At 38.9% G+C, this 26583-nt stretch carries 28 protein-coding genes and 1 pseudogene; 16 read left to right on the forward strand and 13 right to left on the reverse strand.

Annotated features, from left to right (window positions below):
• Positions 1-8: 8 nt before the first annotated feature.
• Together CVT15_RS02830 and rpiB are read right to left on the reverse strand one after the other, a co-directional pair.
• Positions 9-341: a hypothetical protein gene (locus tag CVT15_RS02830; protein ID WP_002939538.1), complete on the reverse strand. Its 333-nt coding sequence runs from the start codon at positions 339-341 to the stop codon at positions 9-11.
• Positions 338-781, reverse strand: coding sequence for a ribose 5-phosphate isomerase B (gene rpiB / locus CVT15_RS02835; RefSeq protein ID WP_107898001.1), 444 nt, complete (start codon positions 779-781; stop codon positions 338-340). Before rpiB ends, CVT15_RS02830 begins: the two co-directional genes overlap by 4 nt.
• 110 nt (positions 782-891) lie before the next feature.
• Here rpiB and CVT15_RS02840 point away from each other — a divergent pair, with 110 nt between their 5' ends.
• Positions 892-2277, forward strand: coding sequence for a DUF4139 domain-containing protein (locus tag CVT15_RS02840; RefSeq protein ID WP_107897996.1), 1386 nt, complete (start codon positions 892-894; stop codon positions 2275-2277).
• An 18-nt stretch (positions 2278-2295) separates the two neighbouring features.
• On the opposite strand, the gene CVT15_RS02845 is transcribed toward CVT15_RS02840, so the two are convergent.
• Genes CVT15_RS02845 through folD form a run of 3 tightly spaced genes read right to left on the reverse strand, consistent with a single transcriptional unit; the run spans position 2296 to position 4707 of the window.
• Positions 2296-2952, reverse strand: a complete 657-nt coding sequence (locus CVT15_RS02845) for a site-2 protease family protein (RefSeq protein ID WP_103577295.1) — start codon at positions 2950-2952, stop codon at positions 2296-2298.
• On the reverse strand, positions 2939-3844 hold the full coding sequence (lepB, locus tag CVT15_RS02850; RefSeq protein ID WP_103577296.1) for a signal peptidase I: 906 nt from the start codon (positions 3842-3844) through the stop codon (positions 2939-2941). The genes CVT15_RS02845 and lepB overlap by 14 nt, the downstream gene beginning before the upstream one ends.
• Positions 3845-3846: 2 nt before the next feature.
• Positions 3847-4707 (reverse strand): bifunctional methylenetetrahydrofolate dehydrogenase/methenyltetrahydrofolate cyclohydrolase FolD, encoded by an 861-nt coding sequence (gene folD / locus CVT15_RS02855; RefSeq protein ID WP_103577297.1) that lies wholly within the window; start codon positions 4705-4707, stop codon positions 3847-3849.
• 83 nt (positions 4708-4790) lie between these two features.
• Here folD and CVT15_RS10225 point away from each other — a divergent pair.
• The 9 genes and pseudogenes from CVT15_RS10225 to CVT15_RS02900 all read left to right on the forward strand — a co-directional run.
• Positions 4791-5126 (forward strand): annotated as a pseudogene (locus tag CVT15_RS10225) (c-type cytochrome); the annotation flags it as partial.
• A 266-nt stretch (positions 5127-5392) separates the two neighbouring features.
• Positions 5393-6676 (forward strand): glutamate-1-semialdehyde 2,1-aminomutase, encoded by a 1284-nt coding sequence (gene hemL, locus CVT15_RS02865; RefSeq protein WP_103577299.1) that lies wholly within the window; start codon positions 5393-5395, stop codon positions 6674-6676.
• On the forward strand, positions 6676-6954 hold the full coding sequence (locus tag CVT15_RS02870; RefSeq protein ID WP_103577300.1) for an AtpZ/AtpI family protein: 279 nt from the start codon (positions 6676-6678) through the stop codon (positions 6952-6954). Before hemL ends, CVT15_RS02870 begins: the two co-directional genes overlap by 1 nt.
• Positions 6905-7462 (forward strand): hypothetical protein, encoded by a 558-nt coding sequence (locus CVT15_RS02875; protein WP_230853969.1) that lies wholly within the window; start codon positions 6905-6907, stop codon positions 7460-7462. Before CVT15_RS02870 ends, CVT15_RS02875 begins: the two co-directional genes overlap by 50 nt.
• Positions 7452-8696, forward strand: coding sequence for an MFS transporter (locus CVT15_RS02880; RefSeq protein ID WP_084040818.1), 1245 nt, complete (start codon positions 7452-7454; stop codon positions 8694-8696). The genes CVT15_RS02875 and CVT15_RS02880 overlap by 11 nt, the downstream gene beginning before the upstream one ends.
• A gap of 21 nt (positions 8697-8717) precedes the next feature.
• A complete protein-coding gene (locus CVT15_RS02885; protein WP_196088073.1) occupies positions 8718-10349 on the forward strand; it encodes a flagellar hook-length control protein FliK in 1632 nt (543 codons plus the stop codon).
• Entirely contained in the window at positions 10349-10609 is a 261-nt protein-coding gene (locus CVT15_RS02890) for a FlhB-like flagellar biosynthesis protein (RefSeq protein ID WP_021090972.1), read from the forward strand. The genes CVT15_RS02885 and CVT15_RS02890 overlap by 1 nt, the downstream gene beginning before the upstream one ends.
• A 111-nt stretch (positions 10610-10720) precedes the next feature.
• Positions 10721-11290 carry a CheB methylesterase domain-containing protein gene (locus CVT15_RS02895; RefSeq protein WP_103576374.1) on the forward strand — a complete coding sequence of 190 codons (570 nt, stop codon included), beginning with the start codon at positions 10721-10723 and terminating at the stop codon, positions 11288-11290.
• Positions 11277-12101 carry a CheR family methyltransferase gene (locus CVT15_RS02900; RefSeq protein ID WP_103576375.1) on the forward strand — a complete coding sequence of 275 codons (825 nt, stop codon included), beginning with the start codon at positions 11277-11279 and terminating at the stop codon, positions 12099-12101. The genes CVT15_RS02895 and CVT15_RS02900 overlap by 14 nt, the downstream gene beginning before the upstream one ends.
• Before the next feature lie 48 nt (positions 12102-12149).
• Here CVT15_RS02900 and CVT15_RS02905 read toward each other — a convergent pair whose 3' ends face one another.
• The 3 genes from CVT15_RS02905 to CVT15_RS02915 are packed head-to-tail and all read right to left on the reverse strand — an operon-like array spanning position 12150 to position 15027.
• A complete protein-coding gene (locus tag CVT15_RS02905) occupies positions 12150-13346 on the reverse strand; it encodes an MFS transporter (RefSeq protein ID WP_103576376.1) in 1197 nt (398 codons plus the stop codon).
• Between the two features lies 1 nt (position 13347).
• Entirely contained in the window at positions 13348-14550 is a 1203-nt protein-coding gene (locus CVT15_RS02910; RefSeq protein ID WP_107897995.1) for a copper resistance protein NlpE, read from the reverse strand.
• 48 nt (positions 14551-14598) lie between these two features.
• Positions 14599-15027: a copper resistance protein NlpE gene (locus CVT15_RS02915; RefSeq protein WP_103576762.1), complete on the reverse strand. Its 429-nt coding sequence runs from the start codon at positions 15025-15027 to the stop codon at positions 14599-14601.
• 80 nt (positions 15028-15107) lie between these two features.
• Here CVT15_RS02915 and CVT15_RS02920 point away from each other — a divergent pair, with 80 nt between their 5' ends.
• Positions 15108-16022 carry an SPFH domain-containing protein gene (locus CVT15_RS02920; RefSeq protein ID WP_021089647.1) on the forward strand — a complete coding sequence of 305 codons (915 nt, stop codon included), beginning with the start codon at positions 15108-15110 and terminating at the stop codon, positions 16020-16022.
• Positions 16019-16411 (forward strand): NfeD family protein, encoded by a 393-nt coding sequence (locus CVT15_RS02925; protein ID WP_103576761.1) that lies wholly within the window; start codon positions 16019-16021, stop codon positions 16409-16411. The genes CVT15_RS02920 and CVT15_RS02925 overlap by 4 nt, the downstream gene beginning before the upstream one ends.
• Before the next feature lie 20 nt (positions 16412-16431).
• Here the strand turns inward: CVT15_RS02925 and CVT15_RS02930 are convergent, their stop codons facing one another.
• Positions 16432-16644, reverse strand: a complete 213-nt coding sequence (locus CVT15_RS02930; RefSeq protein WP_087581098.1) for a hypothetical protein — start codon at positions 16642-16644, stop codon at positions 16432-16434.
• A gap of 132 nt (positions 16645-16776) precedes the next feature.
• Here CVT15_RS02930 and CVT15_RS02935 point away from each other — a divergent pair, with 132 nt between their 5' ends.
• Genes CVT15_RS02935 through recG form a run of 3 tightly spaced genes read left to right on the forward strand, consistent with a single transcriptional unit; the run spans position 16777 to position 20875 of the window.
• Entirely contained in the window at positions 16777-17823 is a 1047-nt protein-coding gene (locus CVT15_RS02935) for a dehypoxanthine futalosine cyclase (protein ID WP_107897994.1), read from the forward strand.
• Positions 17824-19053: a M16 family metallopeptidase gene (locus tag CVT15_RS02940; RefSeq protein ID WP_107897993.1), complete on the forward strand. Its 1230-nt coding sequence runs from the start codon at positions 17824-17826 to the stop codon at positions 19051-19053.
• A complete protein-coding gene (gene recG, locus CVT15_RS02945) occupies positions 19043-20875 on the forward strand; it encodes an ATP-dependent DNA helicase RecG (RefSeq protein WP_103576758.1) in 1833 nt (610 codons plus the stop codon). The genes CVT15_RS02940 and recG overlap by 11 nt, the downstream gene beginning before the upstream one ends.
• Positions 20876-20983: 108 nt before the next feature.
• On the opposite strand, the gene CVT15_RS02950 is transcribed toward recG, so the two are convergent.
• The 4 genes from CVT15_RS02950 to CVT15_RS02965 form a co-directional block, all read right to left on the reverse strand.
• Positions 20984-21190 (reverse strand): excalibur calcium-binding domain-containing protein, encoded by a 207-nt coding sequence (locus tag CVT15_RS02950; RefSeq protein ID WP_103576757.1) that lies wholly within the window; start codon positions 21188-21190, stop codon positions 20984-20986.
• A gap of 86 nt (positions 21191-21276) precedes the next feature.
• Positions 21277-22050 (reverse strand): ABC transporter ATP-binding protein, encoded by a 774-nt coding sequence (locus tag CVT15_RS02955; RefSeq protein WP_103576756.1) that lies wholly within the window; start codon positions 22048-22050, stop codon positions 21277-21279.
• Positions 22050-23057, reverse strand: a complete 1008-nt coding sequence (locus CVT15_RS02960) for a FecCD family ABC transporter permease (RefSeq protein WP_103576755.1) — start codon at positions 23055-23057, stop codon at positions 22050-22052. The genes CVT15_RS02955 and CVT15_RS02960 overlap by 1 nt, the downstream gene beginning before the upstream one ends.
• Positions 23058-23061: 4 nt before the next feature.
• On the reverse strand, positions 23062-24117 hold the full coding sequence (locus tag CVT15_RS02965) for an ABC transporter substrate-binding protein (protein ID WP_103576754.1): 1056 nt from the start codon (positions 24115-24117) through the stop codon (positions 23062-23064).
• 217 nt (positions 24118-24334) lie between these two features.
• Here CVT15_RS02965 and CVT15_RS02970 point away from each other — a divergent pair, with 217 nt between their 5' ends.
• Positions 24335-26566 (forward strand): nitric-oxide reductase large subunit, encoded by a 2232-nt coding sequence (locus CVT15_RS02970; RefSeq protein ID WP_103576753.1) that lies wholly within the window; start codon positions 24335-24337, stop codon positions 26564-26566.
• Positions 26567-26583: the final 17 nt, after the last annotated feature.

Here is a 26583-nt window from a genome sequence, read left to right on the forward strand (position 1 = left end):
ATTTGATCTTATAGCAACGCTTCGATCTTGCCCTCAAGCTCACGAATGCGCTGTCTTAGCTTATCGTTTTCTAAACGGTACTGGGAATTTCTTGTGCGAAGCGAGGTCACGTCGTTTTTAGTTTTGTTTAGCTCGTCTGTTAAGATGTCGATGTTGCCTAGACTTCGTTGAAGTTGGATCTGAAATTTTCTTATGACGACCTCGGTGTCTTGGAGGTTATTTTTCATAAAATCTTTTGTTGCACGCTCTTTTTTTAGAAGCGTTTTGAAGTAAAAAACCATGACAGTTAGGTAGATCGCAGCACAAACAAGAGCGGTAAAAACGATCCACTCGCCTATCATTTGGCTTCCTCAAGCTCTATTTTTTTGACTCTTCTTTCGTGTCTGCCGCCTGTAAACTCTGTCTTTAAAAATGTTTCAAGTGCTGCTGCAGCCACGCCAGCTCCAATAACCCTTGCTCCAAAAGCGATAACGTTTGCGTCGTTGTGTTCTCTTGCAAGTCTAGCGGTAAATTCGTCGTGACAAAGGGCACACCTTACGTTTTCATGCCTGTTTGCAGCGATTGATATGCCAATACCTGTGCCACAAATGAGCACGCCGTAGCAGTTAGGCTCAAGCTTGCTCGCTAGCAAATGCGCATAGTCAGGGTAATCAACGCTATTTTTGTCATTCGTACCAAGGTCAATGGCTTCATGTCCAAGCTTTTCTATGACTTCTTTTAGCTCTGCCTTAAGCTCTACTCCAGCGTGATCGCAAGCGATAAAAATTTTATCTATTTTCATGAAAAATCCAATAAATTTTTTGCAGATTATAGTCAAAGTTGCATTAAAATAAAATTTTGCTTGCATGTGAGAAAAGGCTATAATTTTAGAAATTTTTAAAAGGGAAAAATATGAAAAAGACGCTCTTTTTAATGGCTTCAGTGCTAGCCTTTGCAAATGAAAATCTAATAGAGATCTACACAGATCAAACCATCATCACTCAAAAATTTAGTGACGCAAACAGCTCTTTTAGCGCCTTTGTGCCAGAGGGTGTGGAGAGTGAGAGCATCACTATAAATGGGGATTGTGACGCGAATGCTAATCTAAAAAAGATCAGCGAAGAAAATAACCCAAGTTATATAAAATGGAAGCAAGAAGTTGTAAATTTAAATAATAAACTTGAGGCGCTAAATGCAAGAGGTAGGTTTATAGAGCAAGCTTTGATAGGAGAAAATAAAAGTAACGATGTGACAAAAAGAGCTGAGGAGTTTTATAAATTTAGCCTAGAAAATATCGAGAAAATTTCAGCTGCTAAAAGTGAGCTTGAAGCGCTTAAAGAAAATGAGCCAAAGAGCGAAATGGCTGGATTTTTGCAGCTTGATATGAAATTTGCTTGCAGCCCAAAAGAGGCGACGCTTTCATATATGGATGATGAGGCGCCAAAGACGCTAAATGAAATTTATGCGGATACAAAAAACAAAAATATCTTAATAAAACAAGAAATTTTGCTCACTAACCCATATGCTAGTGAAGTTAAAAATTTAAAGCTCGCTATCTATCCAACCAGATATCAAAAGGCTCTTGCGCCAAATAGTTTTTATCCTTGGTACGAGGAGAGCGAGGCAGAGGCTGCTAGTTACGGCGCTTCAAAAAATATGCTAAGAGCTGCAAAAGTCACTGCTGAGGTCGCTGATATGCGTGTGCAAAGAGATGAGAATGAATTTGCCAAAATTTGGAAGATAGATGGGATAAATTTAGCAAAAGGCGAGAGTAAATATATAACTTACGATACACAAAAAATGGATGCAAATTTTAGCGTTTTTGCTGATTTTTACGGCTCACTAAAGGCATATAACGTAGCTAGCTTTAAGCTAAATGACGATCTAACTCCAGCTAAAACGCAGTTTTACGTTAATGGTGTGAGTGTTGGTAGTCCTAGCGAGTTTGAGATGAAAGCAAAAGATGAGCCAGTGCAGTTATTCTTAGGACAAAACGAGCTAATTGAGCTTAAAAAAGAGCGATTAAATAAATTTAAAAAGAGCTCGCTTCTTGGCAAAGACCGCATAAGCGAAGAGGGCTATAAGATAAGTGTCAAAAATAGTTCAAGTAAAAGTGTCGATGTCACCTTGGTTGATCGCGTGCCAGTATCTGCTGACGAGGCGGTAAAGGTCGAGATAAAGGGCTTTGATAAAAAAGATATCAGCAAAGATGGCAAGGTGGAGCTTAAATTTAGCCTTGCACCAAAAGAGGAATTTAAAAAAGAGTACTATTATAAGATCACAAAGCCAAAAATTTAGAGCAAATTTGCTCTAAATTTAGCCATTTATAAAGGCGCTTGCGATATCTAAAACGTATCTTGTCGGATAAAAGATAGTATCTTTTAAAGGCGAAATTAGGATGATGATAAGGATGACAAAGCCATATCTTGAGATGCCCTCAAGCTTTTCTGCCAGTGCGTGAAAGCCAAAATTTCTAAGCGCATACTCGAGCGCGTGAAAGCCGTCAAGTGGTGGGATCGGATAGAGGTTAAAGATGGCTAACATCAAATTTAAAAGCGCAAGCGTAAATAAAAACTGAAGTAAAATTTCAAAGGTTTCTATGTTTAGCAAAGCTTTTAACACAAAAAGCGACAAGATGCCTAGGATTATGTTGTAGCAAATGCCAGCTAGACTTACGTAGATAGCTGCCTTGTATCCGCCATTTCGCACGACTGTGTAGGTATTTACAGGCACTGGTTTTGCCCAGCCAAACATCATGCCAGTGCTTAGATAAAGCACCAGTGGCACGATGATAGTGCCAACAAGATCGATGTGTTTTATAGGATTTATGCTAAGTCTGCCAAGGCTTTTTGCGGTGTTGTCGCCAAATTTATAAGCGACATAGCCATGAGCGATCTCGTGGCCTACGATGGCGATTATTAAAGAGATGACGATAGTTGCGACTTTTATGGGATCAAAATTAGTGAAGTCCATCAACTTCTCCCTCTTTTAGAGCTTGTTTTGTGAAAAACTCATCATTTTCTATCGTATCTACAAAGCGTCCGATACGCTCCCAGCGCACATTGTAGTTGCTATCCCAGCTAAAATAAATAAACCAAGGCTGACCGACTATGTCCTTGTAAGCCACGCTTCCCCAAAAACGGCTGTCGTTTGAGTGATCGCGGTTGTCACCTATCATAAAGTATTCATTTTTTGGCACTTTTACGTAAAATGCATTAAAGTTAAAATTTGGATTTTGCGGTAGTGAGCTAATGAGCGCTGGCTTCATAAAAACGTTTGATTTGTTTGTATTTAGCATGAAAACCATCTGCTCAAATAAATTTACATTTTCATCGTAATGGATGCCACTAAATCTATATGGCTCTTTTATGAAAAGTTTGCCATCAAGCTCGGCTACATCGCTGCATGAGTAGCCAAATTTACTCTCTTTGCCATTTAAATTCTCTCGGCAGTTTGCCTTTATGAAGCTATCCCCCTCTTTTGGACGCAAATACAAGGCTTTTTCGGTAAATACTATCTCATCTTCGCTTGTGGCAAAGCAGCGTTTTACAAAGTGGGTCTTTTCGTCTTTTGGATAACGAAAGACGACTATATCTCCTCTTTCTGGGCCACTGCCTGTGACAAGATGTCCGTTGTCATTTAACTCAGGTAAAATTTTTACTTCAAGCCACGGAATTCTTGGTGTTGGTATGCCATAAACAAATTTTTTTGCAAATAAAAAATCACCAACCAAAAGCGTATTTTTCATCGAACCAGACGGGATAACAAAGGCTTGAGCTATGAAAAATATAACAAAAAGCACGATGATGACAGTGCCTGTCCAGCTCGAGCAAAAGTCATAAAATTTAGTAAAAAATTTTTTCATTATTACGCTCTTTTGTGGCTAGCTATCTTAGCTTGGGCTGCAAGGATTGTGTTGTTTAAAAGCATAGCAATCGTCATAGGACCCACGCCACCAGGAACTGGTGTGATGTATGAGCATTTTGGTGCGACCTCGTCAAAATCCACATCGCCTACAAGTCTGCCATCATCGAGTCTATTTATGCCCACATCAACGACTACTGCGCCATCTTTTACCATGTCAGCCTTTAAGAAAAATGGCTTGCCAATGGCCGCGACGATGAGGTCGGCATTTTTGCAAATTTCTTTTAAATTTTTAGTCTTGCTGTGAGTCACGGTAACGGTTGCTGAAGCGTTTAAAAGCAAATTTGCCATAGGCTTGCCAACGATATTACTTCTACCTATAACAACCGCGTTTAGTCCAGTCACATCAATGTCATACTCTTTTAAAATTTCCATTACGCCAAGCGGTGTGCAAGGCACAAAGCCATCTAATCCACTAACAAGTTTGCCGACATTTACAGCGTGAAAGCCATCTACGTCTTTTGCTGGATCGATCGTTGCCAAAACGGTATTTGTATCTATATGTTTTGGAAGTGGCAACTGCACCAAGATGCCGTGGATACTATCGTCTAAATTTAGCACATTTATAAGTGCTAGAAGCTCTGCTTGGGTTGTATTTTCGCTTAGACGGTGAGCCACGCTTTTTATGCCGTATTCGTTGCAGGCTTTTTCTTTGGCTCTAACGTATGTTTGAGATGCTTTGTCTTCGCCTACTAAGATAACAGCTAGGGTTGGTTCTACGCCAAATTTTTTTAGTTCTTCAGCTCTTACTTTTACGCTTTCTTTGACCTTTAAAGATACGGCTTTGCCGTCTAAAATTTTCATATTGGATCCTTATTTAAAAGCTTTTTTAATCACAAGGGTGGTATCATACCTAAAATTAAATTAAATTTTTAAAAGAGAGGTTTATGCGGTCTGTTTTTTTGATTTTGCTTTTTTGTGTGGCGATTTTTAGTGCTGATTTTATTACAAAGACCGAGTACGCCAAGATGCTATACCTAAATCCACGTGGCATAGGATGTGACAAATGTCACGGTACAAAGGGCGAGGGCAGTCTCATATCTAAATACAAACACTTTGACAAAAAAGCAAACAAAACAGTTGACGATGAGCTTAGAGCGCCAAAGATAAATGATATAGATTTTGAGAGCTTTAAAGCCGCTTTAACAAAGCCAAAAGGTGTCATGCCAAGCTACTTTTTGACAGATGAGGAGACAACCATCCTTTATGAGTACATCACAAATAAGATGAAAACTCCTGCAAAGGCGGCAAAAGCGCAAAATTTAGCCAAGCCCACAGTACCTGAAGCTACACAAAAACAGCCAGAGCAATCTGCCAAAGCCGCCCCTTCTACAAAACCAGCAGAGCCAGCTAAGACTACCACGGCTAAGCCAGCTGAGTCAGCAAAAACTGCTACTACGCAAGCACCAAAGTCGCCAGCAAAACCAGCTGCAAACCCAAAAGATAATCAAAAGACAAATTTAAAACCACAAAATCAAAAGGATAAAAAATGACAAATAAAGAGGCATTTAGCGAAGCCAAAAAATATATCCCAGGTGGCGTAAATTCGCCTGTTCGTGCATTTGGAAGCGTTGGTGGTGAGCCTGTGATGATAGACCACGCAAAGGGCGCTTATCTATACGACGTCGAGGGCAAAAAATACCTTGATTTCATCCAAAGCTGGGGACCGCTCATATTTGGCCACTGTGACAAAGATATCGAAGAAGCTATCATCTCTGCTGTAAAACAAGGCGTATCTTACGGCGCGCCATCTCCAAAAGAGACCGCTCTAGCAAAGCTAATATGTGATGAGTTTAAACAAATAGATAAAATTCGCTTCGTAAGCTCTGGCACAGAGGCTACCATGAGCGCTATCAGAGTGGCTAGAGGATATTCTAAAAAAGATGGACTAATAAAATTTGAAGGCTGCTATCACGGACACAGCGATGCACTTCTTATCAAAGCAGGAAGTGGCGCAACGACATACGGCAATGCTTCAAGCAGCGGCGTGCCACAAGACGTTGTGAAAAACACCTATTTAGCAGTTTATAACGATATCGAGAGCGTAAAAGCTATCTTTGAAAATAATAAAGACAAAATAGGCGTCGTCATAATCGAGCCTATCGCTGGAAATATGGGGCTTGTGCCAGCTGATAAGAAATTTTTAGAGGAGCTTAGAGCGCTTTGCGATAAATTTGGCGCTGTGCTTATCCTTGATGAGGTTATGAGTGGCTTTAGAGCCTCACGCCTTGGCTCATATCCATTTCATGAGGTGGACGCTGATCTCATCACATTTGGCAAGGTTATAGGCGGAGGCATGAACGTCGCTGCATTTGGTGGCAAGGCTAAGATCATGGACTGCTTAAGCCCAGATGGTGCTGTCTATCAAGCAGGCACGCTAAGTGGCAACCCAGTGGCTATGAGCGCTGGTATAGCAGCGATTTCAAAGATAAATAGTGATCCAAATTTATACGCTAGACTCGAAAAACTTGCCACAAAACTGATGGCTGGCTTTAAAGAAGCTGCAAAAAGCGTTGGCATCACCATCCAAACTGATGTTCGTGGCTCGATGTTTGGCTACTTTTTTACAGATCATGCCGTGAAAAACTACGACGATGCGTTAAAGAGTGATACAAAGCTATTTGCTAAATTTCACCAAGCTATGCTTAAGCGTGGAATTTATCTAGCGCCAAGTCAGTTTGAGACTGGATTTGTCTGCGATGCGATGAGTGAGGCGGATATCGATCTGGCGGTAAATGCAGCTAAAGAGGCATTTTTGGAGATAAAAGCTTAATGGCAAAAATTAAGATAAAAGATATCGTAGCAGGTGCTGAGCAACTAAGTCTTGGCGTTTCAATCGTAGTTGCGATTTTGCTTGGCACCGGACTTGGGTATTTTATAAAAAAGGCTACAAATTTTACGCCAGCTCTTTGGATAGGCTTTGCTATTGGCATCGCAGCTGCTATTTTAAATGTCTATAAAGCTTACAAAGCACAGATAAAAAGCTTAGATGAGCTAAAAGATGAAAGCAGATATAAAGGCTACACAAAAGGCGATGATGAGGACGATTAGTAGGCTTTTGATTTGCTATTTTGTGCTTTGGTTAGCTCTTAGCGTGGTTGGCAAATTTATATCAAATCAATTTTTCATAAGCTCACAAATTTCATTTTTTGCCTCGCTTATCATCTTAACAGCTAGTTTTTTTGCCTATAAAAACCGCATAAATTCTCGGCTAGAAAATGCAAGAGAGGAAATTTTAGCCAAGATAGAAGAAGAGGATGATGAAGATGATGAAAATTTGGTGCAAAATGAGGCAAAAGAATTTAGCCTAAAAGAAGAAAAAGCAAGGCTAAAAAAGCAGAAATTTTCATTTAAAGATAAGAGTTTTTTAGCAGCCTTTATGCCTTACCGCTTGGTCGCTTACGCGATACTTTTTTTTGGATTCATTTTTTTAAAAAATGAAAATTTACTAAATGTGTCTGGTTTTTTAGTTGGGCTTGCTCCGATGCCTATTGGTGCATTTATTTTTGGGCTTATGGAGAATAAATTTAATACCGCAAAGGACACTGATGGCAAGTAGCTTTAGGATCATCCGCTCGATGGGACCGCTATTTTTGGGCATGAGTTTACTTTTTATCGGAAATGGCCTAGTCATCGCATCTTGTAGCGCACTTCTTAAGCAAAATGGAGTGGGTGAGCTAGAGATCGGATTAATTAACACGGGCTTTTTTGTGGGTGCGTTAATTAGCACCATTACAGCTCACAGAGTCATCTCAACTACTGGCCACATCAGAGCATTTGCCATCTTTTCAGCCATTTTTGCAGTCTCAGCTATGCTTCATGCGGTAAATCAAAATTTAGTATTCTGGGCGATATTGCGTGCATTTTTGGGATATTGCTACTACGCGCTTTTGATGGTTATAGAAAGCTGGCTAAATGCAAAAATTCCAAATAAAATAAGATCTCGTGTGATAGCCTTTTATGAAGGCGTTTTTTACACAAGTTTTGGACTTGGCATTTTGATCTTAGCGCTTGATCTTAATACCTTTGAAATTTTCATCATAAGTGCAGCTTTTATCATGCTCTCAAGCATTCCATTAAATTTGATCCGTATAAATCAGCCTCAAATCCCAGAGCGTCAGCCCATAAATATCCCAAAAATTTTTGGTATCGTCCCGCTCGCTCTTGTTGGTGCGCTCATTGCAGGCTTAGCAATAAATGGCTTTTTTTCGATGGCAAGCCTTTTTGTCTTGCTTCAAGGATACGGCACAAAAGAGGCGTCATTTTTTATGACGGTTGCGATGATCGGAGGCTTTTTAGCTCAAGTTTTTATCGGTAGTTTCTCTGATAGATATGGCAGAAGGCCAGCTATTTTGCTTTGTAGTAGCGTGGCTTTAATAAGTGCGGTTTTGTTTTTGCTAAATGGCAAAAATTTAACGATTGAATATCTACTTTCATTCTTTTTTGGGGCTGGAATTTTTTGCACATATGGACTTTCTTTAGCTAGAGCAAATGATGAGATCACAGACAAGACAAAGAGCGTGCAAGTTGCACGTGCTTTGTTATTTAGCTACTCTTTGGCTTCGCTTTTCTCGCCGCTTCTTATGAGTTATGCGATGAAAATTTTTGGAGCATTTGGCTTTATCTATGTTTATTTGGTACTTTTTGCTGGGCTTATTTTATTTGCACTAACGCAAAAGACAATACCGCAGCACATGAGAAAAGAGTACAACGACAGGCTCGTTGCAAGGACGGCTGGCATCGCTACTATTGAGCAAAATGGAAATTTTGCCGATAGAAAAAATAAAAAGTAAAAAATGGACGTAGGAAATTCTTTGAATATATCAAACACTTCGGTTCAAACCGGGCAAAATACTACTCAAAATGTGCCAGTTCGTAAAAATGAAGGCTCGCTTTTTAAAAATCAGCCAAGCGTACAAACGCCTAATGAGCAGAGCATTTCAGAGACACTTGATAATGTTGGAAAACTCGTTGCAAGAGTGCTTGATGATCTAAAAAGCGCTTCAAGTCTTAGCAAGGCTGAACAAATTTTATCTCAGGCAAAAGACACGAAAATCGCTCCAAATTTAGCAGGCGAGCTATCAGACCTTGCAAAAAGTTTAGAAGCAGAAGCAATCCAAAATGAAAGCCCTGAGATAAAGAGCCTTGCACTAAAGCTAAAAGAATTTCTAAAACCAATAGCCGATCTAAAAGCCGGCTCACTAAATGACCAGATCAAAAACTCAGGCGTAATGCTTGAAGCAAATTTAAAAGATGCACTCAGTCCAGAGAAGCTTCCAAGCTCGGTTCAGAAGCTACTAAGTGATATAAAAAATCTCTCAAGCGGGAATTTGCTAAATCAAATTTTAACCCTAAATGATGAAAAATTAGACAATCAAAATTCTTTTTCAAAGCTTGCTTCTATACTTGAAAAAGCGAGTAGTGACGCAAAAAATATCCTTGATAACTCAAACATAAAAACGCTTTTAAAAGATGTTGATAAGCTTGATAGTGTGGTTAAATTTTTAGATAAAAATTTTTCAAAAGATCAAAATGGCGAGCTAGTAAAAAATCAAATAAACAAAATGCAAAATTTCATCTCAAATTTAAGCGAGAAAGTCGCAAGCCTAGCAAATGAAAAGCTAAATCAAAATTTTGGTTTTAGCCAAAATCACAAAGAGCTAAAAACTATCCTTGATAGCATAAAAAATGATCTAAAAACGCTAAATAACATAGGCGATGAAGTGGGGCTTGTAAAAGCGTTTAATGAGATGAGTGATGTTTCAAAGGATGGCAGCTTACAAGATAAGCTCCAAAGTGCAGCGAGGCGTCTTGCTCATAGCCTAAGTCTTGCTGATGCTAAGGCAAGTTTGGCTAAAAACGAGCTAAGTGAGAGCAAGGCGCTTTTAAAGCAGCTAAATCTCGCTACAAACGATATAAATAACATTACAACTAAAAATAGTGGCGAAATTTCAAAGGTGCTAAGCCAAGATATAAAAAGTACGCTTTTAAATATTAGTGAAAAGAGTCAAAACCAGCAAAGTGTAAATGCTGCAAATAAGATGATTTCACAGATCGAGATGCATCAAATGATATCAAGCCTTCAAGGCGGGATCCAAACTTATATGCCTTATATTTGGGACGGCGTTGAGGGTGGAAATATCGCATTTAAGCAAGGTAAAAAGGATAAATTTTACGCTCAGATCGATCTAAATTTTAAGAAATTTGGACAGATAAATGTGATGATTGGACTTATTGATAAAAGGTACATTGATCTCTCGGTAGCTACGCAAACAAATGAGTTTAAGGAGCTAATCCTCACAAACTCTAGCGAATTAAAGCAAGCAATATCAAAGCTTGGACTCATAGTTTCAAACTTTAATATCAAGACTTTATCAAAAGTAAAGCTAAATGATAGATTTAAAAAATTTGGCGGCCTTGATGTGGGCTTTGATAAGAAAATTTAATGCAAGTAAATAAGAAAAAAGCAGTAGCTCTTGGTTACAACAGATCTAAAGACAATGCTCCAAGAGTGCTGGCTAGTGGCGCTGGCGAGATAGCAAATAGAATAATTGATCTAGCAAAAGAGCATGATATACCGATCAAAGAGGATCCTGATCTTATTGAAATTTTAAGCAAAGTTGAAGTTGATCAAGAAATTCCACCAAATTTATATAAAGCTGTTGCTGAAATTTTTAGCTTTTTATATAAGATCACAAAGAAATGATCTATAAATTTGCTTAAAAATTAGCAAGGCATATAAAGAGTGGCAAGGATATTGACGATATACAAAAAGTGGTGTAAGCTAAATATTAAATTAAAATTTTAAAGGCTATTTGTGGCACAAAAATTAATATTAATAGGGGCGTCTACTGGCGGGCCTGGGCATTTAAAAAAGTTACTAAAAAACGTAAAACTAAATGGAGCTATCATCGTGATAGCCCAGCACATGAATAAAATGTTTATAAACTCTTTTGCTATGCAAATCGGAAAAGAGTGTGGCTTAGATGTTGAAATTTTAAATGAGAGGAAAATTTTAAAAGAAAATACCGTATATGTCTGCGAACAAAATGTAGTGGTATCACCAAATTTACCAATCAGCGCAAAACCAAATACAGAAGAAAAGACTATATATACGCCAAATGTTGATGTGTTGTTTAAATCTGGAGTTGGAATTTGCAAAAGTGCAAATGTCTTAGCTATCTTGCTAACTGGCATCGGAGACGATGGTGCATCTGGGCTTGATAAGCTTTATAAGGCTGGAGCAAAATGTATAGCTGAAAATGAAGAGAGCGCGATAGTTTATGGTATGCCAAAACGTGCAAAAGAGCTAAATCAAAGCTTAAAATCATTAAATCTAACTATGATAAAAAAAGAGCTGGAGGATTTTTTAAATGCTACTAACTAATGACGCAAAAGATACAAAAACAATGCAAACAAATACTCCACAAGATATGGATAGTTTTAATGAATTTATGAACGTTATCAAAACCCTTTGCGGAGTTGATCTGGAGCCAAAAAGAGATATTACGTTGCAGCGAATTACCATTTTTATTAGAGATCGCCAGATAAAAAGCTTTAAAGATCTTGTTTCGATGATAAGATATAACACAAGCTTACGACAAGATATTTTAAATCTAGTAACTGTAAATGAGACTTATTTTTATAGAGAGTTGCCTCAACTTAAAGATGTGATCTATTACGCAAAGGAGCTTGGAGGAGCTAGGATTTTGTGTGCTCCTTGCTCTACTGGAGATGAGTCATATTCGCTTGCAATGCTTGCTTATGAGATGGGATTTAAACAGCATGAAATTTCAATCGTAGGTATAGATATAAACTCAGAAGCCATAGCAAGCTGTCAAAATGGTATTTTTAGTGAGAGGAGCTTGCATAGGTTAAGCGATTTTCAAAAAGAGAGATTTTTTACAAAAGTCGATGATAAATTTAAGATAAAAAAAGAAAACTTACCGAGGTGTGAGTTTAAAATTTTAAATGTTTTTGATGATGCTATTTTTAACCTAGGAAAATTTGATATCGTACTTTCAAGAAATATGATGATCTATTTTGATGATGATTTTAGATTAAAATGTGTTGAGAGGCTTCATAAATTGCTTAAGCCAGATGGTAGGCTTTACGCTGGGCACGCCGATCTTGTGCCTTACACTCCAGCTTATGAAAAACGCTTTTCAAATGGAACTACCTACTATCTAAAAAAATAAAAATTTACCAAGTCGCCTTTTAACTTAGGCGACTTAATTTAAAATTAATCACCTTATTTTGTAGCTTTTTAATACTACGTGATAGTAAAAGGCCCCTATAAAAAAGAGACTTCCCATAAAACTCGCAATCATCTCAACACTAAGTCCAATATCATAAAGCAGACCAATGATAAATGAAATGAGAGCGCTAAAGCCAAGAAAAACCATATCGTTATATGCAATCACTCGGCCATAAAATTCTTTTTTGCAGTTTTGCTGAAGCATCGTATAGGTGTAGCTCCAAAGACTTGATGTGCAAAATCCAGCAAAGATAATGCCAATAAGCGATAGATAAAAATTCCAAAGCGATAAAGCCCAAATGATAATACCAAGACCTTGACCGATATATACGAAAATAAGCGTGTTTTTATTTATAAATTTACTAAGTATGGCTGGAGCAAACATAAGTGAAATGGATCTTGAAGTATTTAATAGTCCTATAATTAATGATGTCGAGAGTAAATTTGCATATTTGTAATCAGCCAAAAGTGCGATCAATGCGTCATAAGCGGTAATGCCAACAAAGGCGTGCAAAAATATAAGATGCACGATGAGTCTATTTTCTTTTAAATACACAAGGCCATTTTTTAGCATTTTTAGTGGTTTTTCTATAAATTCTGGCTTTAGACCTTGCAAATTTAAAAAATATAAAAATCCAAAGCTAAAAATGTATAGTATACCATCAAGCAAAAAGGCGCTTTTTATCCCAAAAAAGTGTATATAAACTCCAGCAAGCCCCATGCCAGCAGTGTATGAGACTGCCCAGATGATAGAGTGGATCTCGTTTGCGAGTTTGAGATTTTCTTTGCTTAAAATTTTTGGCAGCACGCTCATCTCTACTTGAAAATACATTCCACCAGTGCCATTTCTAATAAAAATGATAAGTAAAAGTAACCATAAAAAATCAAGTGAGTCTATAAAAAGAAGCATAAAAACGCTTATCGTCTCAACTGCCATCATGATGACAAGCATTGGTTTTGGGCTAAATTTATCAACTAAAATTCCACTAAATGGAGCTATGACAACACCTGGGATAAATGCCATCGCTGCACTTAGCGTAATCGCCCAAACAGGAGCGTCAAGCTTGATAAGAAGGGTAAAAATACCTGTGTGCGAAAACCATACGCCAAAATAGCATATAAGCTGAATGATGCTTAAGAGGCGAAAATTTTTCTCCTCTTTTAAAAGTTTAAGATATTCTTTCAACTTATTGATTCCACATTAGCGTTATTTGCTCTATCTTTGTTTCATCTGGGATATCGTTTAGGCTTGTTATATCTTTGGCAAGTGGATTTTTTAGTGTGATTAGCATATCGTGGCTATCTATTTTTAGATAGATATTGTTTTTGTCACTACTAAATTTAGAGATAACAAGAGAATTTTTTATATCTTTGAAATTTGATTTAAGGCTGATATTTTCTGGAGTTTTAAACTCGTTTGAGTAAATTTCAATGCTTGTGATAATGCCATTTAGTAAGGTGTATTCAAAAATTCTTTCATTTTTGTTTGTTACGATGTAGCTGTTTTCTTTTTTTGTGTTATCCCGTTTTATGTTTTTTGAGCCATAAATTTTTATCACATCTCTATTTGCTAATTCGTTTGTCAGCTCTGCAAAAAAGCCTTTGCCAAAGAGATTTTTTTGATCTTTATCTTTTTTATATCGTCCGCTTATGTGAGCATTTTTACAAATTTTATCGTTTGCTACTAGAAAAATTGCATTATTTATCCTGTGTATGCTTAGAGCAATGCCTTTTTCATCTAAAAGGTAAAAAATTCCCTTGTCGTAAAGTAGCTCCGAACTAAACTCGCAAAGTGGTGAGCCATTTTTTAATGATGAATAAAAACTTATTTTCGCGCCATTTTTACTTGGCACGATTACGATATCTAAAAAGTTATCTTTGTTTTTAAATTTATAAAATTTAGCAAAAAAACTATCTTTGTAAGCTTTATTTACTGGCTCGAAATTATAAATTTGAGCTAGCACGCCAACTCGCTTATTTTTCTTATCATCAAGCTGAAGAAGTGAGTTTTTATTTGGCGCGAAATAGCTAAGATTGCCATTTTCATCTTTTAAAATGATAGCACTATCATCAACATCAAATGTACCATTTTTTTCAACCAAGCTTACTTCTTTATCCATAGTAAGCATTGTTTTTGTGTAGGTTTTATCTTTATTTAGCGTAATGATAGTTTTTATGCCTTCGCAATTTGGGCAAGGCAAAATAGTGTGAAAACTACTATAAATTGAGTTTGGAAGTATTAGCTTTTCTGGCTTTTTGGGCGTATTTGCCTGAACTAGTGGTTTGTCTTCTTTTACTGTATTTTGTGTGTTTTGTTTTGGCTCTAAATTTTCATTTTTTGCGCAGCCAAGGATGAAAAATGAGATAAGTATGGCAAAAAGATATTTCATTTGCAACTCCTTAAAAATTGCAAAATTATATCATTTTGCCTTTAAAATTTATTTTACGCGTTTAAAGATGTATTTATCTTTTAGCTCGCCAGTGACCTCTTTTTGATCCATGTCAAGCATCTTTAGGCTCTCTCCCTCGATCTTATAAAAGCTCTTCTCTTTATACTCATCAACGGTTGTGATAATGCCATTATTGAGTGAGTATTTGCCCTTGCTAACGGCTTTGTAGTTGTCTTTTGACTTGTAGTTCATTACACTTTCAAATGTGCCGTCCTTTTTTAGTGTGAGGGTTGAGTCTATACCCATGCAGCTAGCGCAAGGTAAAAACGCCTTATAAGTGCCTTCGATGCTGCTTACTGGAGCCATGCAACTACCTTTTACTTCACATTTGCCTTGTGGGACGCTCGCGCTTTGGTTTGACGTAGCGCAACCTGCTAAAAGTAGAGCCGCACTTAGTGCAAAGATAAAATTTTTCATGCTGATCCTTTTTGAAAATAAAATTTAAAATGTATTATAATACTTAAGAAAATAACAAATTATAAATTAAAGGAGAGAAGATGCAAGTTGAGACATTTGGCGTTTTAGTCGTTGTTTTGGTCATTTTTGCATTTTTGTTTTTAAAAGCTGGCATCAAGATCGTGTCGCAAGCAGATAACTTGCTGATCGAGCGACTTGGTAAATTTCACAAGGTGCTTGACGGGGGATTTCACATTATCATCCCATTCGTAGATCAGATAAGGGCGATCATAACTATAAAAGAGCAGCTTGTTGATATCACAAAACAGCAAGTCATCACAAAAGATAACGTTAATATTAGCGTCGATGGGATCGTCTTTTTAAAGGTTTTTGACGCAAAAATGGCGGTTTATAATGTTGATAACTACAAACGCGCCATTGCAAATTTAGCCATGACAACGCTTCGTGGCGAGATAGGTGCGATGAACCTTGATGATACACTAAGCTCACGTGACCGCCTAAATGCTGCACTTCAAGTGGCTCTTGGCGATGCAGCTGGCAACTGGGGCGTAAAGATCATGAGGGTTGAAATTTCTGAAATTTCTGTCCCACTTGGCATCGAAGAGGCGATGAATATGCAGATGAAAGCCGAGCGTGAAAAGCGCGCTATCGAGCTAAAAGCCTTGGCTGAAAAAGAGGCACTAATACGCAACGCAGAGGCGCTAAAGCAAGAAAAAGTGCTTCAAGCAGAGGCGATCGAGCGTATGGCTGATGCGAAAAAATACGAGCAAATCGCCATCGCAACGGCTCAAAAAGAGGCTATGGATATGATAAATGACAGCATGAGCAAAAACGCAAATGCGGCTGAATTTTTGCTTGCGCGTGACAGGGTCGGGGCATTTAGCGAGCTAGCTAAAAATAGCTCAAAAGATAAAATTTTAGTCCCTTATGAAGCGGCTGAGCTAATTGGCTCGCTTAGCGTTTTAAAAAATTTCTTAGCTAAGGATAAGGCGTGATAAGTCCTTTTATAATGATAGCCATCGGCGCGCTCTTGTGCGCGGCTGAGCTTATGCTATTTTCATTTTATCTGCTATTTTTTGGCTTAGCTTTTATCATCGTTGGAGCGGTAAATTTTGGCTTTAATTTTGAGTGGAGCTTTCAAATTTTAGCTGTCTTAGTGCTTGCATTTATCTTGCTTGCGCTCTTAAAGGCGCCGTTAAAGAGTAAATTTATGGCTAAAAAAGAGAGCTTTAACGAGGAGTTTTTAGATGAGCCAGGAGTTGGCGAGATCAGAGAAAATATGGTCTATTTTAAAGGCACTCTTTGGAAGTATGACGGAGCGCTAAAAAACGGCGAGAAAGTGCAGGTTTTAGGCACTAAGGGAGATAAGGTTATATTAAAATAAAGTGCCATTTGGCACTTTATCTATTTTGCGTGAGCTGGGCAGCCTGCTGGCATTTGCTCATGCATTGCACCTTGCATGCCATGATGAGGGCAGCTTGGCATATTTTCTTGCATCATTTTTTGATGATGAGCACATCCGCAACTTGCACCTTGAGGCTCAGCTGGCTTTGGCTCATTTTTAGCACAACCAACTAAAAATAGACCGCAGATAACGGCAAATATAACCTTTTTCATAACTCGCTCCTTTAAAGAATTTCTCACATTTTAGCCTTTAAAAATTAATTTTTCATAACGCCTGATTTATCATATTTAAAAGCATTTTTGGCTAAACTCTCGCCCAAAAATAAGCAAAATAAAAGGTTAAATTTGAAAAGACTTAGTGTAAATGAAGCCATCGATCTTATAGAAAATGCACCGCTTCACGAGCTTGGCAAGATGGCGCTAGCTAGAAAAAAAGAGCTTCATCCAGAAGGCATTACGACCTTCATCGTAGATCGCAACATCAACTATACAAATGTCTGCTGGGTGGATTGTAAATTTTGCGCATTTTACCGCCACGCAAAAGAGGAAGACGCTTATGTGCTAAGTTTTGAGGAGATTGGCAAGAAGATCGAGGAGCTTATCGCCATTGGCGGCACGCAAATTTTATTTCAAGGTGGCGTTCATCCAAAGCTAAAGATCGAGTGGTACGAGGAGCTTGTAAGCTACATCAGCAAGCACTATCCAAGCATCACGATACATGGTTTTTCGGCCGTTGAGATCGACTACATCGCAAGAGTTTCAAAAATTTCTACAAAAGAGGTCCTAAGACGCCTAAACGAAAAGGGCTTATACTCGATGCCAGGGGCTGGAGCAGAGATTTTAAGCGACCGCGTTCGTGACATCATCGCCCCAAAAAAATGCGACACCACAGACTGGCTTCGCATACACAAAGAGGCGCACGAGCTTGGCATAAAGACAACTGCTACTATGATGTTTGGCACGGTTGAGAGCACTCGTGAGATCGTAGAGCACTGGGAGCACATCAGAAATTTACAAGATGAAACAGCTGGGTTTAGGGCATTTATACTTTGGAGTTTTCAAGGGCTAAACACAAAGCTCATGCAAGAATTCCCTGAGATCAAAAAGCAAAGCTCAAACGTCTATCTAAGACTTCTTGCGGTCTCAAGGCTCTTTTTGGATAACTTTAAAAATATCCAAAGCAGCTGGGTCACACAGGGCAGCTACGTTGGTCAGCTAGCGCTTCTTTTTGGCGCAAACGACCTTGGTAGCACTATGATGGAGGAAAACGTCGTAAAGGCCGCAGGGGCTAGCTTTAGGATGAATCAAGACCAGATGATCGAGCTTATAAAAGATGTCGGAGAAATTCCAGCTAAGCGCAACACAAACTACGATATTTTGGAGAAATTTTAGATGAAAATTTTAGATATCAATGTAAAAAATGTAAAAATTCCAGTCGTTTTTGAAAGCTCAAAAGTGATGCCAGTAGTGAGCCTCAGACTTGTTTTCAAAGCAGCTGGTAGCTCACAAAATGGCAAGCTAGCAGGCCTTGCAAGACTAAGTGCAAATTTACTAAACGAGGGCGATATGAAGCTAGGCTCGGCTAAATTTGCCAAAGAGCTTGAAGTAAGGGCGATTAGCCTAAATGCAAGCTGTGGCTTTGAGACATTTTGCATAGATCTAAACTGCCTAAAAGAGCACTTTGCCTTTGCGTGCGGCAAGCTAAAAGAGCTTATAAGCGCTCCAAATTTAACTGATGAAATTCTAAATAGGTGCAAAACCGTCACACTTGGCGAGATCGCAGCAAATGAAAACGACTTTGACTACTTAGCAAGGCAGGGGCTTTTTGAGCTTTTGTACCCAGAAAGCGTGCTTGCCATGCCAAGTATCGGCACTAAAAAGAGCATAAAAGCTATAACGCTTGAAGACGTAAGGAAATTTTTAAACGAGCATTTAGACCTTTCAAATTTGCTTTGCGTGCTAGGCGGCGACATCGACGAGAAACAGACAAAAGAGCTTGCTAGTGTTTTAGAAATTTTAAAACCTGGTAAAGCTCGAAAGTTAGAGCACTTTAGCCCAAGCGATAAGTGCGAAAGCAGCGAGATCATCAGGCAAAGCGAGCAGGCATACATCTACTTTGGTGCACCATTTAACGTAAAACCTGAGGAGAAATACAAAGCTGCAGTGGCGACATTTATCCTGGGTGAGGGTGGCTTTGGCTCGAGGCTCATGGAGGAGATCCGCGTAAAAAGAGGGCTTGCATATAGCGCCTATGCTAGAAATTTGCTAAATCTCTCTTACAGCCAGCTCTACGGCTATATGCAGACAAAAAATGAAAAAAAAGATGAGGCTATCGCCGTTATAAAAGAGGAAATTTTAAAATTTAGCAAAAAAGGCGTTAGCAAGGCCGAGCTTGATCAGGCGAAGAAATTCTTACTTGGCTCTTTGCCACTTAGGCTTGAGACGCTATTTAAACGCCTTGATATCGCGCAAAGCGAGTTTTATGAGCATGGCGAGCTTGGGGCATTTTTAAAGGATCTTGATAAAATTTCAGTCCTTTCGCTAAACGAGCTAAATAGCTTCATAAAAGCCCACGCAGAGATCAATCAGCTAAGTTTTTACGTCCTAAAAAATGAAATTTGAAGCAAGCGATAGAGTAAAACTTCTAAAAATAGGCGTGCTTAGCCTACTTGACCTTGCTCTTGTGCTACCAAAGGGCTTTGAGGATACGACGATCGCTAAGAGTCCAAGAGAAGGGCAGATCTGCATAAATGTAAAGATCACATCACTCGCCTCGCGCCCTGGCATGCTAACGGCGCTTGCCTTTTGTGAGCAGTGGCAAAGTAGCGTAAAGATCATCATTTTTAACGCAAAGTCTTGGCACTACGGCACTTTTAAGATCGGCAAAGAGATGGCGATATATGGGCTTTGCTCCTACGCCTTTGGCTCTTGGCAGATCGTAAATCCAAAAATCACCACAAAAATAGGCCAGATAGTGCCTAGATTTAAGACCGAGCTAAAAGACGAAGAGCTAAAAAAACTCATCTTAAAATATCTAAATTTACAAAATTTACTAGCCGAGGGCTTAAATGAAAAAGAGGCTAAATTTCTAGCTGATTTGCAGCGGCTAGACGAGCAAAGCGTGCAAATTTTATACCGCCTAAAAAATGATGGCGAGGGTACGCACATTTTAAAATTTGTAGAAATTTTTAACTATATAAAAAAGCTAAGTGCGAAAAAAACCTACTTTAAAAGCCCAAAAATCAAGCTTTTTGATATAGACTCTTGGCTTAAGAGCCTGCCATTTACGCCGACAAACGACCAGATAAATGCTGTAAATGACATCAGAGACGACCTTAGCGCTGTGCAGGCAAAAAGGCGCGTCATAATGGGCGACGTGGGAAGTGGCAAGACGCTAGTGATCCTAGCAGCAGCACTCAGTGTCTATCCTCAAAGTGCCATTTTGATGGCTCCAACAAGCATCTTAAGCGAGCAAATTTATAATGAAGCAAAGAGACTGCTACCGCCTTTTATGAATGTGATGCTCGTGCGAAGCGGGGAGAAAAAGATAGACTTTAGTGGGGTAAATTTGATCGTTGGTACGCATGCGCTGCTCTTTCACGAGCTACCAAATTCGCCGCTTGTCATGGTCGATGAGCAACACCGCTTTGGCTCAAATCAGCGCAAAAAGATAGAAGAGCTTGCCTCAAACGAGGACGAGCGAGCAAATTTCGTGCAGTTTTCAGCTACGCCCATACCAAGGACGTTAAGTTTAATTCAGTCTGAGATCGTAAATTTTAGCTTTTTAAAGCAGATGCCATTTAAGAAAAATATAATGAGCCAAATTTTGGGTGCTAGCGAGTTTGGCTATCTGCTCGCTCACATCAAAAAGCAGCTAGAAAACGGCTTTCAAGTAGCCATCATCTATCCATTAGTTGAGAGCAGCGAGAGCTCAAACTATCAAAGCCTAAACGAGGCGCAGGGCTTTTGGCTAAAGAATTTCAAAAATGTCTTCGTCACGCACGGCAAGGATAAGGAAAAAGAGGAAATTTTAAGGCGATTTAGAGAAGAGGGCGAAATTTTACTCTCGACCACCGTTGTTGAGGTTGGAATCTCACTGCCAAGGCTAAATACGATAGTGATTGTAGGGGCTGAGCGGCTCGGCCTTGCCACGCTTCATCAGCTAAGGGGTAGAGTAGGGCGAAACGGTGGCGATGGATACTGCTTTTTATTTACCAAGCTAAAAGAGACACCAGCTAGACTAAAAGAATTTTGCGCGACAAATGACGGCTTTAAGGTGGCCGAGCTTGATCTGAAAAACCGCCAAAGTGGCGACATACTAAATGGCTTTTTCCAGCACGGAGCGACATTTAACTTCTACGACTACGAGGATGATATCACACAGGCTGCAAAGGCTAGAGTAGCAGTACTTGCTAAAAATAATACCCAGTTGCTTTTAACTTAACTTAAAATTTTTGATTTTCTTTTACTGGCTCTTTTGACTTGTTTAAATTTTTATAATTTATCGAATTTGAAGTGAGTGGCAAGGCTAAGCTTTGTAAAATTTATAAAATTATTTTTCTATTCTGCGCTCTTTGCATACATTTTCGCATGGTATGCCGTCACGATCACGGTCAAATCCACTGCGTCCGCATTTTCTTAGATAGTGATATGCTTCTTCACAACTCTTCATCTCTTTGCAGTAGCGTTTAGAGCAATCAAATTTATCAGCCGCATTTGCTATTAATGCAAAAAATAAAATCAAAATTAACTTTTTCATTTTTACTCCAAAGGCAGTATGTGTGAAATAACAAAAAGTACAAAAAGTGCTTTCAAAAGAATTTATCCTTTTGAAAGCAGATAAATTTAAAGAGGATATGTTAGGCAGCACTCTCTTTGCACTTCGTCGATGTAGCTCACGTTTAAATTTAGTCCGTAAAGCTGGCTTAAATTCTCACTTCTGATGATCTCATCAACCGTGCCAAATCCAACCTCGCCATCACCTTTTACAAGTGCGACATATCCGCCAAGAAGCACAGCAAAGTCAGGGTTGTGAGTGGTTAGCACGACCGAGTAGCCAAGCTCTTTTAGCCACTTGACGGTGCGTAGGAATTTATACTGGTTGCCAAAATCAAGCGCGCTCGTTGGCTCGTCAAATATAATCATCTTTGGTTGCGCAGCCATCGCACGAGCGATCATACACATCTGCTTTTGACCGCCACTCATCTGCGTGATGAAGCGATCCTCAAGATACTCGATCTCAAGCTTTTTGGTGTAAATTCTAGCGATCTCTTCGTCCTCTTTGCTAGGTCTTGCAAAGATACCAAGGTGCGCCGCACGGCCCATCGTGATAAACTCAAGCCCGGTGTAGTCATACTCAGTAACCTCGCTTTGAGCGACGTATGCCATGATCTTAGCGCGCTCTTTGTTGCTTAGGCTATCTACATTTTTGCCATCAAGAAAGATCTCTCCAGAAACTGGCTTTAGTGAGCCGCTTATCAGCCCAAGGGTGGTTGATTTACCAGCTCCGTTTCGTCCAAGTATGGTTAAAATTTCACCTGCACCTATCTTTAAATTTACATTTTCTAGTTTGCCAGCTCCATTTGAGTAGCTAAAGTTTAAATTTCTAACTTCAAGCATCACGCAACCTTTTTATTTCGCCACAATACCCAGACGAAAAATACTGTGCCGATAAAGCCAGTAAGTACGCCAAGAGGCACTTCACTTACGCTTATACTACGAGCCAAAGTGTCCACAAAGAGTAAAAACATCGCACCCATAAATATGCTTGCTGGCATGCTTTTTATGTTGTTTGCACCAACTAGCATACGAGCCAGGTGTGGCATGAGGAGCCCCACCCAAGCGACTATTCCGCTTATGCAGACGCTGCATGCTGTAAGAAGCGTAGCGCAAATGATAACGATAGCACGTTCAAAAGCCACATTTACGCCAAGTCTAGCCGCGCTCTCGTCGCCAAGAGATAGCAAATTTATACGCCAGCTCATGGCTATTAGCAAAATGGCACAGATGATCATTACTGGGGCTATAAATTTTAAATTTTCGCTATCAAGCTTTGCAAGGCTGCCAAGCTGCCAGTAAACGATGTCAGGTAGCTTTGTTTCAGGATCAGCGACATATTTTAAAAAGCCGATCACCGAGCCCATAAGACCGCTTACGATGATACCAGAAAGAACTAGCATAAGCGTGCTTGTGCGCCCCATCATCTTTGGTATGGCTAGAGTGATAGCAACGGCTGCTAGGCCAAAGCCAAAAGCAAAAGCCTGCACCCAAAATAGCGATAGATCAAAGATAATGGCAGTTGCAGCTCCTACGCAGGCACCTGCTGATACGCCAAGAAGATCAGGGCTTACTAGCTGGTTTTTAAAGACGCCTTGATAGGCTGCACCACTCACGCTAAGAGCAGCTCCAACAAGGATGGCTGCGATGATACGTGGGATGCGTAAATTTTCTATCACGTTTGTGATGTTGCTAGCTGTACCCTCGCCAAAGCCAAAGCCGTGAGCAAGCACGCTAAAGACATCGCTAAATGGTATGTAAAATCTACCAACGCCAAGTGCGACAAAGGCGCAAACAAGCGTTAGTAGAGCTAAAAAGATAACAACTATTGAAAAATTTGTGTTTTTCATAATCTTACTTGCTGCTACCGTCTGGATTTAGAGCTTTTAAGATATAGCCATACTCTTTGTCACTAAGATCGTGATTTAAAAACTCTTTATAAAACTCTTTTGTTTTTACTTTCATATCGACATCTTTAAATAGATCTGGTTGGATAGTTTTTGCTGCCCATAAAATTTGAAGTACGTTTTCAGCACCATATCTATCCCAGCTAAATACACCTTTTGGGTTACCATAAATTTTGCCGTTTTTAACAGCGTTTGAGCCAGAGAATGCAGGGTGCTCTTTTATCTTTTTGATCTGTGCGTCTGTGTCATTACCACCAACGATGATGATATCAGGATTTGCATTGATGATCTCTTCAGCGCTAACTTCGATCATTGAACCCTCAGTATTGATAGCATTTACACCGCCACCTAGCTTGATCCAAGTGTTTTGGATGGTGTTTGTACCATCAACTTTTAGCAAATTTGCACCACCAAGAAGGTGAAGTACTTTTGGACGTTTAGCATCAGGGATGTTTTTTGTTCTTGCTGTTACAAACTCAGAGTTATCGTGGATTTTATTAGCAAGTTTTTCAGCTTTTTTTCTAGCATCATCAGTGCCTATGACTTCAGCTGTTGCATAGATGCTTTTCTCCATATCTGGATAATCTCTAAAGATCAAATTTACCGCGCTAAAGCCATTTTTGATAAGTTCATCTTGAAAATTTTTGTTATACACTATGATAACGTCAGGTGCAAGTTTAACAAGCTCTTCGATCTGAAGGTCTTTGCCATTTAGTGCAGCTGGTAAATTTTTAAGTTTTGGATAGACGTGCTCAAACCACTTGTTGTTTTTGATCAGATCAGTTGTGGCTACAACCTTATCCATACCGCCAAGTGCTAGGATGATCTCGTTGTTTGCATTCCACAGTGCAGCGATCTTTTCTACCTTTTCAGGTACGCTTACTTTGACACCTTGCATATCAGTGATGCTTCTTGCAGACTCAGCTGCGTTTAGACTAAGAGCCATAAATAGTGAAGCAACAAGGCTAAATTTGGTTACTTTATGCATAAAATTTGTTTGCATATTTTTTCCTTTATTTTTGAAGTATAAACATGTATATTAATAATATTTATATTAATTCTATGTAAATTTTGCATATATATTATGAAGAATTTGCATATATTGTAAATTCTTATAAAACTAATAGGATAAATTCTCTCCTTTTGTTGACATATGTCATTATTTGCTTTTTTAAAATGAGATAAACTTCGCCTTAAAATTTTTAAAAAAAGGAGAATCAATGCGTGAATACAAAAAGTATTGGCTAGCACTTGTTGCAGTACTAGTAATTTGCTTTAGTATTTTAGGCTACTACGGCGTTGAGGTTTATAGAAGCTCGCCACCAGTTGTAAATTTTACAGATGAGAATGGCAATGTCGTGATCGACAAAGAGAGCATCTATAAAGGTCAAGAGGCCTGGCAAAGCATAGGAGGTATGCAAGTTGGCTCTGTTTGGGGACACGGCGCATATCAAGCACCTGATTGGAGTGCGGACTGGCTTCACAAAGAGTTAGTTATATTTTTAGAGTTAAAAGCAGATGAAATTTATCACTCAAAATATGCTGACTTAAATGATGAGCAAAAGGCAAATCTAAAAGTTCTACTTAAAAAAGAGTACCGAGAAAATGGCGTAAAAGACGATAAGATCGTACTTAGCAGCGATAGATTAAAGGCTATGAAACAAGTAAGCCAAGAGTATTCATCACTTTTTGGAAATGACCCTAAGTTTAAATCTTTAAGAGAAGCTTATGCGATGAAAGAAAATACTCTTCCAAATGCTTCTGATAGAGATGATCTTAATAACTTTTTCTTCTGGTCGGCCTGGGCAACCGCAGCAAACAGACCTAATAGCGATGCTACATACACAAACAACTGGCCACATGAGCCACTAATCGATAATGTACCAACAAGCGAAAATATCTTTTGGTCAATCGCAAGCGTTGTAATACTTATTGCTGGTATTGGATTTCTTGTTTGGTTTAGCTCTTTTTATGGCAAAAAAGATGATGAAAAGTTAGAAGCTATTAGCGAAGATCCACTTAGTAAATTAAGCCTAACTCCATCTCAAAAAGCTCTTAAAAAATATCTTTTTGTGACTTTGGCTCTTTTTGCATTCCAAATTTTAATAGGCGGCTTTACAGCTCACTATACAGTAGAAGGACAAGAATTTTACGGTATAAATTTATCAGCTTATATTCCTTATTCACTTGCTAGAACATGGCACATTCAGGCTAGTATCTTCTGGATTGCGACAGGATTTTTAGCAGGCGGTCTTTTCCTAGCGCCTATTATAAATGGCGGTAAAGATCCAAAATTCCAAAAGCTTGGCGTAGATTTATTATTTTACGCATTACTAATCCTTGTGGTTGGCAGTTTTGCTGGTGAGTATTTAGCAATCGCAAATATTATGCCTATAAATTTAAGCTTCTGGTTTGGACACCAAGGATATGAATATATCGAGCTTGGACGTGTTTGGCAAATTATTTTATTTGTTGGCCTTGTTATTTGGATGCTACTTTTACTTCGCGGATTTATCGGTGGATTTAAGAATAAAGGTGATAAAAATTTACTTGCTATCTTTGCAGCTTCAGCTGTTGCAGTTGGATTATTTTACGGAGCAGGATTATTTTACGGCCAAAGAAGTCCGCTTCCAGTGATGGAATACTGGCGCTGGTGGGTTGTACACCTTTGGGTTGAAGGCTTTTTTGAGGTCTTTGCTACCGCTTCACTTGCTTTTGTATTTGTTAGTCTTGGTCTTGTTTCAAAGAGATTTGCTACGTTTTCAACACTTGCGAGTGCATCACTTTTCTTAGTGGGCGGAATTCCAGGAACTTTCCACCACTTATATTTTGCGGGTACTACAACACCTATAATGGCAGTTGGCGCTAGCTTCTCAGCACTTGAGGTAGTTCCTCTTGTATTGCTTGGCGCTGAAGCTTATGAGCATTATAGACTTCAGTTTGCTCAAACTTGGGCTAAGACATTAAAATGGCCACTTTACTGCTTTATCGCAGTTGCTTTCTGGAATATGCTAGGTGCTGGTGTATTTGGATTTTTAATCAATCCTCCAATTTCACTATTTTATATCCAAGGCCTAAATACGACTCCAGTTCACGGACATGCTGCGCTATTTGGTGTTTATGGATTTTTAGCACTTGGATTTGTTTGGCTAGTAGCTACTTATCTATTTAAAGGTCAAGAATTTGACGAGAAACTTATGAAAGTAGGCTTTTGGGGCTTAAATATAGGCCTTATGCTAATGATCGTGCTTTCACTACTTCCAATAGGAATTTATCAAGCATTTGCAAGCCTAGAGCAAGGCATGTGGTATGCAAGAAGCGCTGAGCTTTTACAACAATCACACTTACAAAATTTAAGATGGGTAAGAATGATTGGCGATACGATTTTAATAATCGGTGGAATCAGCTTCCTTGCACAACTTCTAAAATTTATGCTTAATAAAAAAGCTTAAAACTAAAGGGGTATTTT

Origin of the sequence: Campylobacter concisus, from assembly GCF_003048595.2 — a bacterium.
Lineage (GTDB): Bacteria > Campylobacterota > Campylobacteria > Campylobacterales > Campylobacteraceae > Campylobacter_A > Campylobacter_A concisus_L.

Excerpts from the sequence above, each read along its gene's own strand:
- CVT15_RS02830 (WP_002939538.1), bottom strand. The coding sequence starts at position 341 with ATGATAGGCGAGTGGATCGTTTTTACCGCTCTTGTTTGTGCTGCGATC.
- rpiB (WP_107898001.1), bottom strand. The coding sequence starts at position 781 with ATGAAAATAGATAAAATTTTTATCGCTTGCGATCACGCTGGAGTAGAG.
- CVT15_RS02840 (WP_107897996.1), top strand. The coding sequence starts at position 892 with ATGAAAAAGACGCTCTTTTTAATGGCTTCAGTGCTAGCCTTTGCAAAT.
- CVT15_RS02845 (WP_103577295.1), bottom strand. The coding sequence starts at position 2,952 with ATGGACTTCACTAATTTTGATCCCATAAAAGTCGCAACTATCGTCATC.
- lepB (WP_103577296.1), bottom strand. The coding sequence starts at position 3,844 with ATGAAAAAATTTTTTACTAAATTTTATGACTTTTGCTCGAGCTGGACA.
- folD (WP_103577297.1), bottom strand. The coding sequence starts at position 4,707 with ATGAAAATTTTAGACGGCAAAGCCGTATCTTTAAAGGTCAAAGAAAGC.
- hemL (WP_103577299.1), top strand. The coding sequence starts at position 5,393 with ATGACAAATAAAGAGGCATTTAGCGAAGCCAAAAAATATATCCCAGGT.
- CVT15_RS02870 (WP_103577300.1), top strand. The coding sequence starts at position 6,676 with ATGGCAAAAATTAAGATAAAAGATATCGTAGCAGGTGCTGAGCAACTA.
- CVT15_RS02875 (WP_230853969.1), top strand. The coding sequence starts at position 6,905 with ATGAAAGCAGATATAAAGGCTACACAAAAGGCGATGATGAGGACGATT.
- CVT15_RS02880 (WP_084040818.1), top strand. The coding sequence starts at position 7,452 with ATGGCAAGTAGCTTTAGGATCATCCGCTCGATGGGACCGCTATTTTTG.
- CVT15_RS02890 (WP_021090972.1), top strand. The coding sequence starts at position 10,349 with ATGCAAGTAAATAAGAAAAAAGCAGTAGCTCTTGGTTACAACAGATCT.
- CVT15_RS02900 (WP_103576375.1), top strand. The coding sequence starts at position 11,277 with ATGCTACTAACTAATGACGCAAAAGATACAAAAACAATGCAAACAAAT.
- CVT15_RS02910 (WP_107897995.1), bottom strand. The coding sequence starts at position 14,550 with ATGAAATATCTTTTTGCCATACTTATCTCATTTTTCATCCTTGGCTGC.
- CVT15_RS02915 (WP_103576762.1), bottom strand. The coding sequence starts at position 15,027 with ATGAAAAATTTTATCTTTGCACTAAGTGCGGCTCTACTTTTAGCAGGT.
- CVT15_RS02920 (WP_021089647.1), top strand. The coding sequence starts at position 15,108 with ATGCAAGTTGAGACATTTGGCGTTTTAGTCGTTGTTTTGGTCATTTTT.
- CVT15_RS02930 (WP_087581098.1), bottom strand. The coding sequence starts at position 16,644 with ATGAAAAAGGTTATATTTGCCGTTATCTGCGGTCTATTTTTAGTTGGT.
- CVT15_RS02940 (WP_107897993.1), top strand. The coding sequence starts at position 17,824 with ATGAAAATTTTAGATATCAATGTAAAAAATGTAAAAATTCCAGTCGTT.
- recG (WP_103576758.1), top strand. The coding sequence starts at position 19,043 with ATGAAATTTGAAGCAAGCGATAGAGTAAAACTTCTAAAAATAGGCGTG.
- CVT15_RS02950 (WP_103576757.1), bottom strand. The coding sequence starts at position 21,190 with ATGAAAAAGTTAATTTTGATTTTATTTTTTGCATTAATAGCAAATGCG.
- CVT15_RS02955 (WP_103576756.1), bottom strand. The coding sequence starts at position 22,050 with ATGCTTGAAGTTAGAAATTTAAACTTTAGCTACTCAAATGGAGCTGGC.
- CVT15_RS02960 (WP_103576755.1), bottom strand. The coding sequence starts at position 23,057 with ATGAAAAACACAAATTTTTCAATAGTTGTTATCTTTTTAGCTCTACTA.
- CVT15_RS02965 (WP_103576754.1), bottom strand. The coding sequence starts at position 24,117 with ATGCAAACAAATTTTATGCATAAAGTAACCAAATTTAGCCTTGTTGCT.
- CVT15_RS02970 (WP_103576753.1), top strand. The coding sequence starts at position 24,335 with ATGCGTGAATACAAAAAGTATTGGCTAGCACTTGTTGCAGTACTAGTA.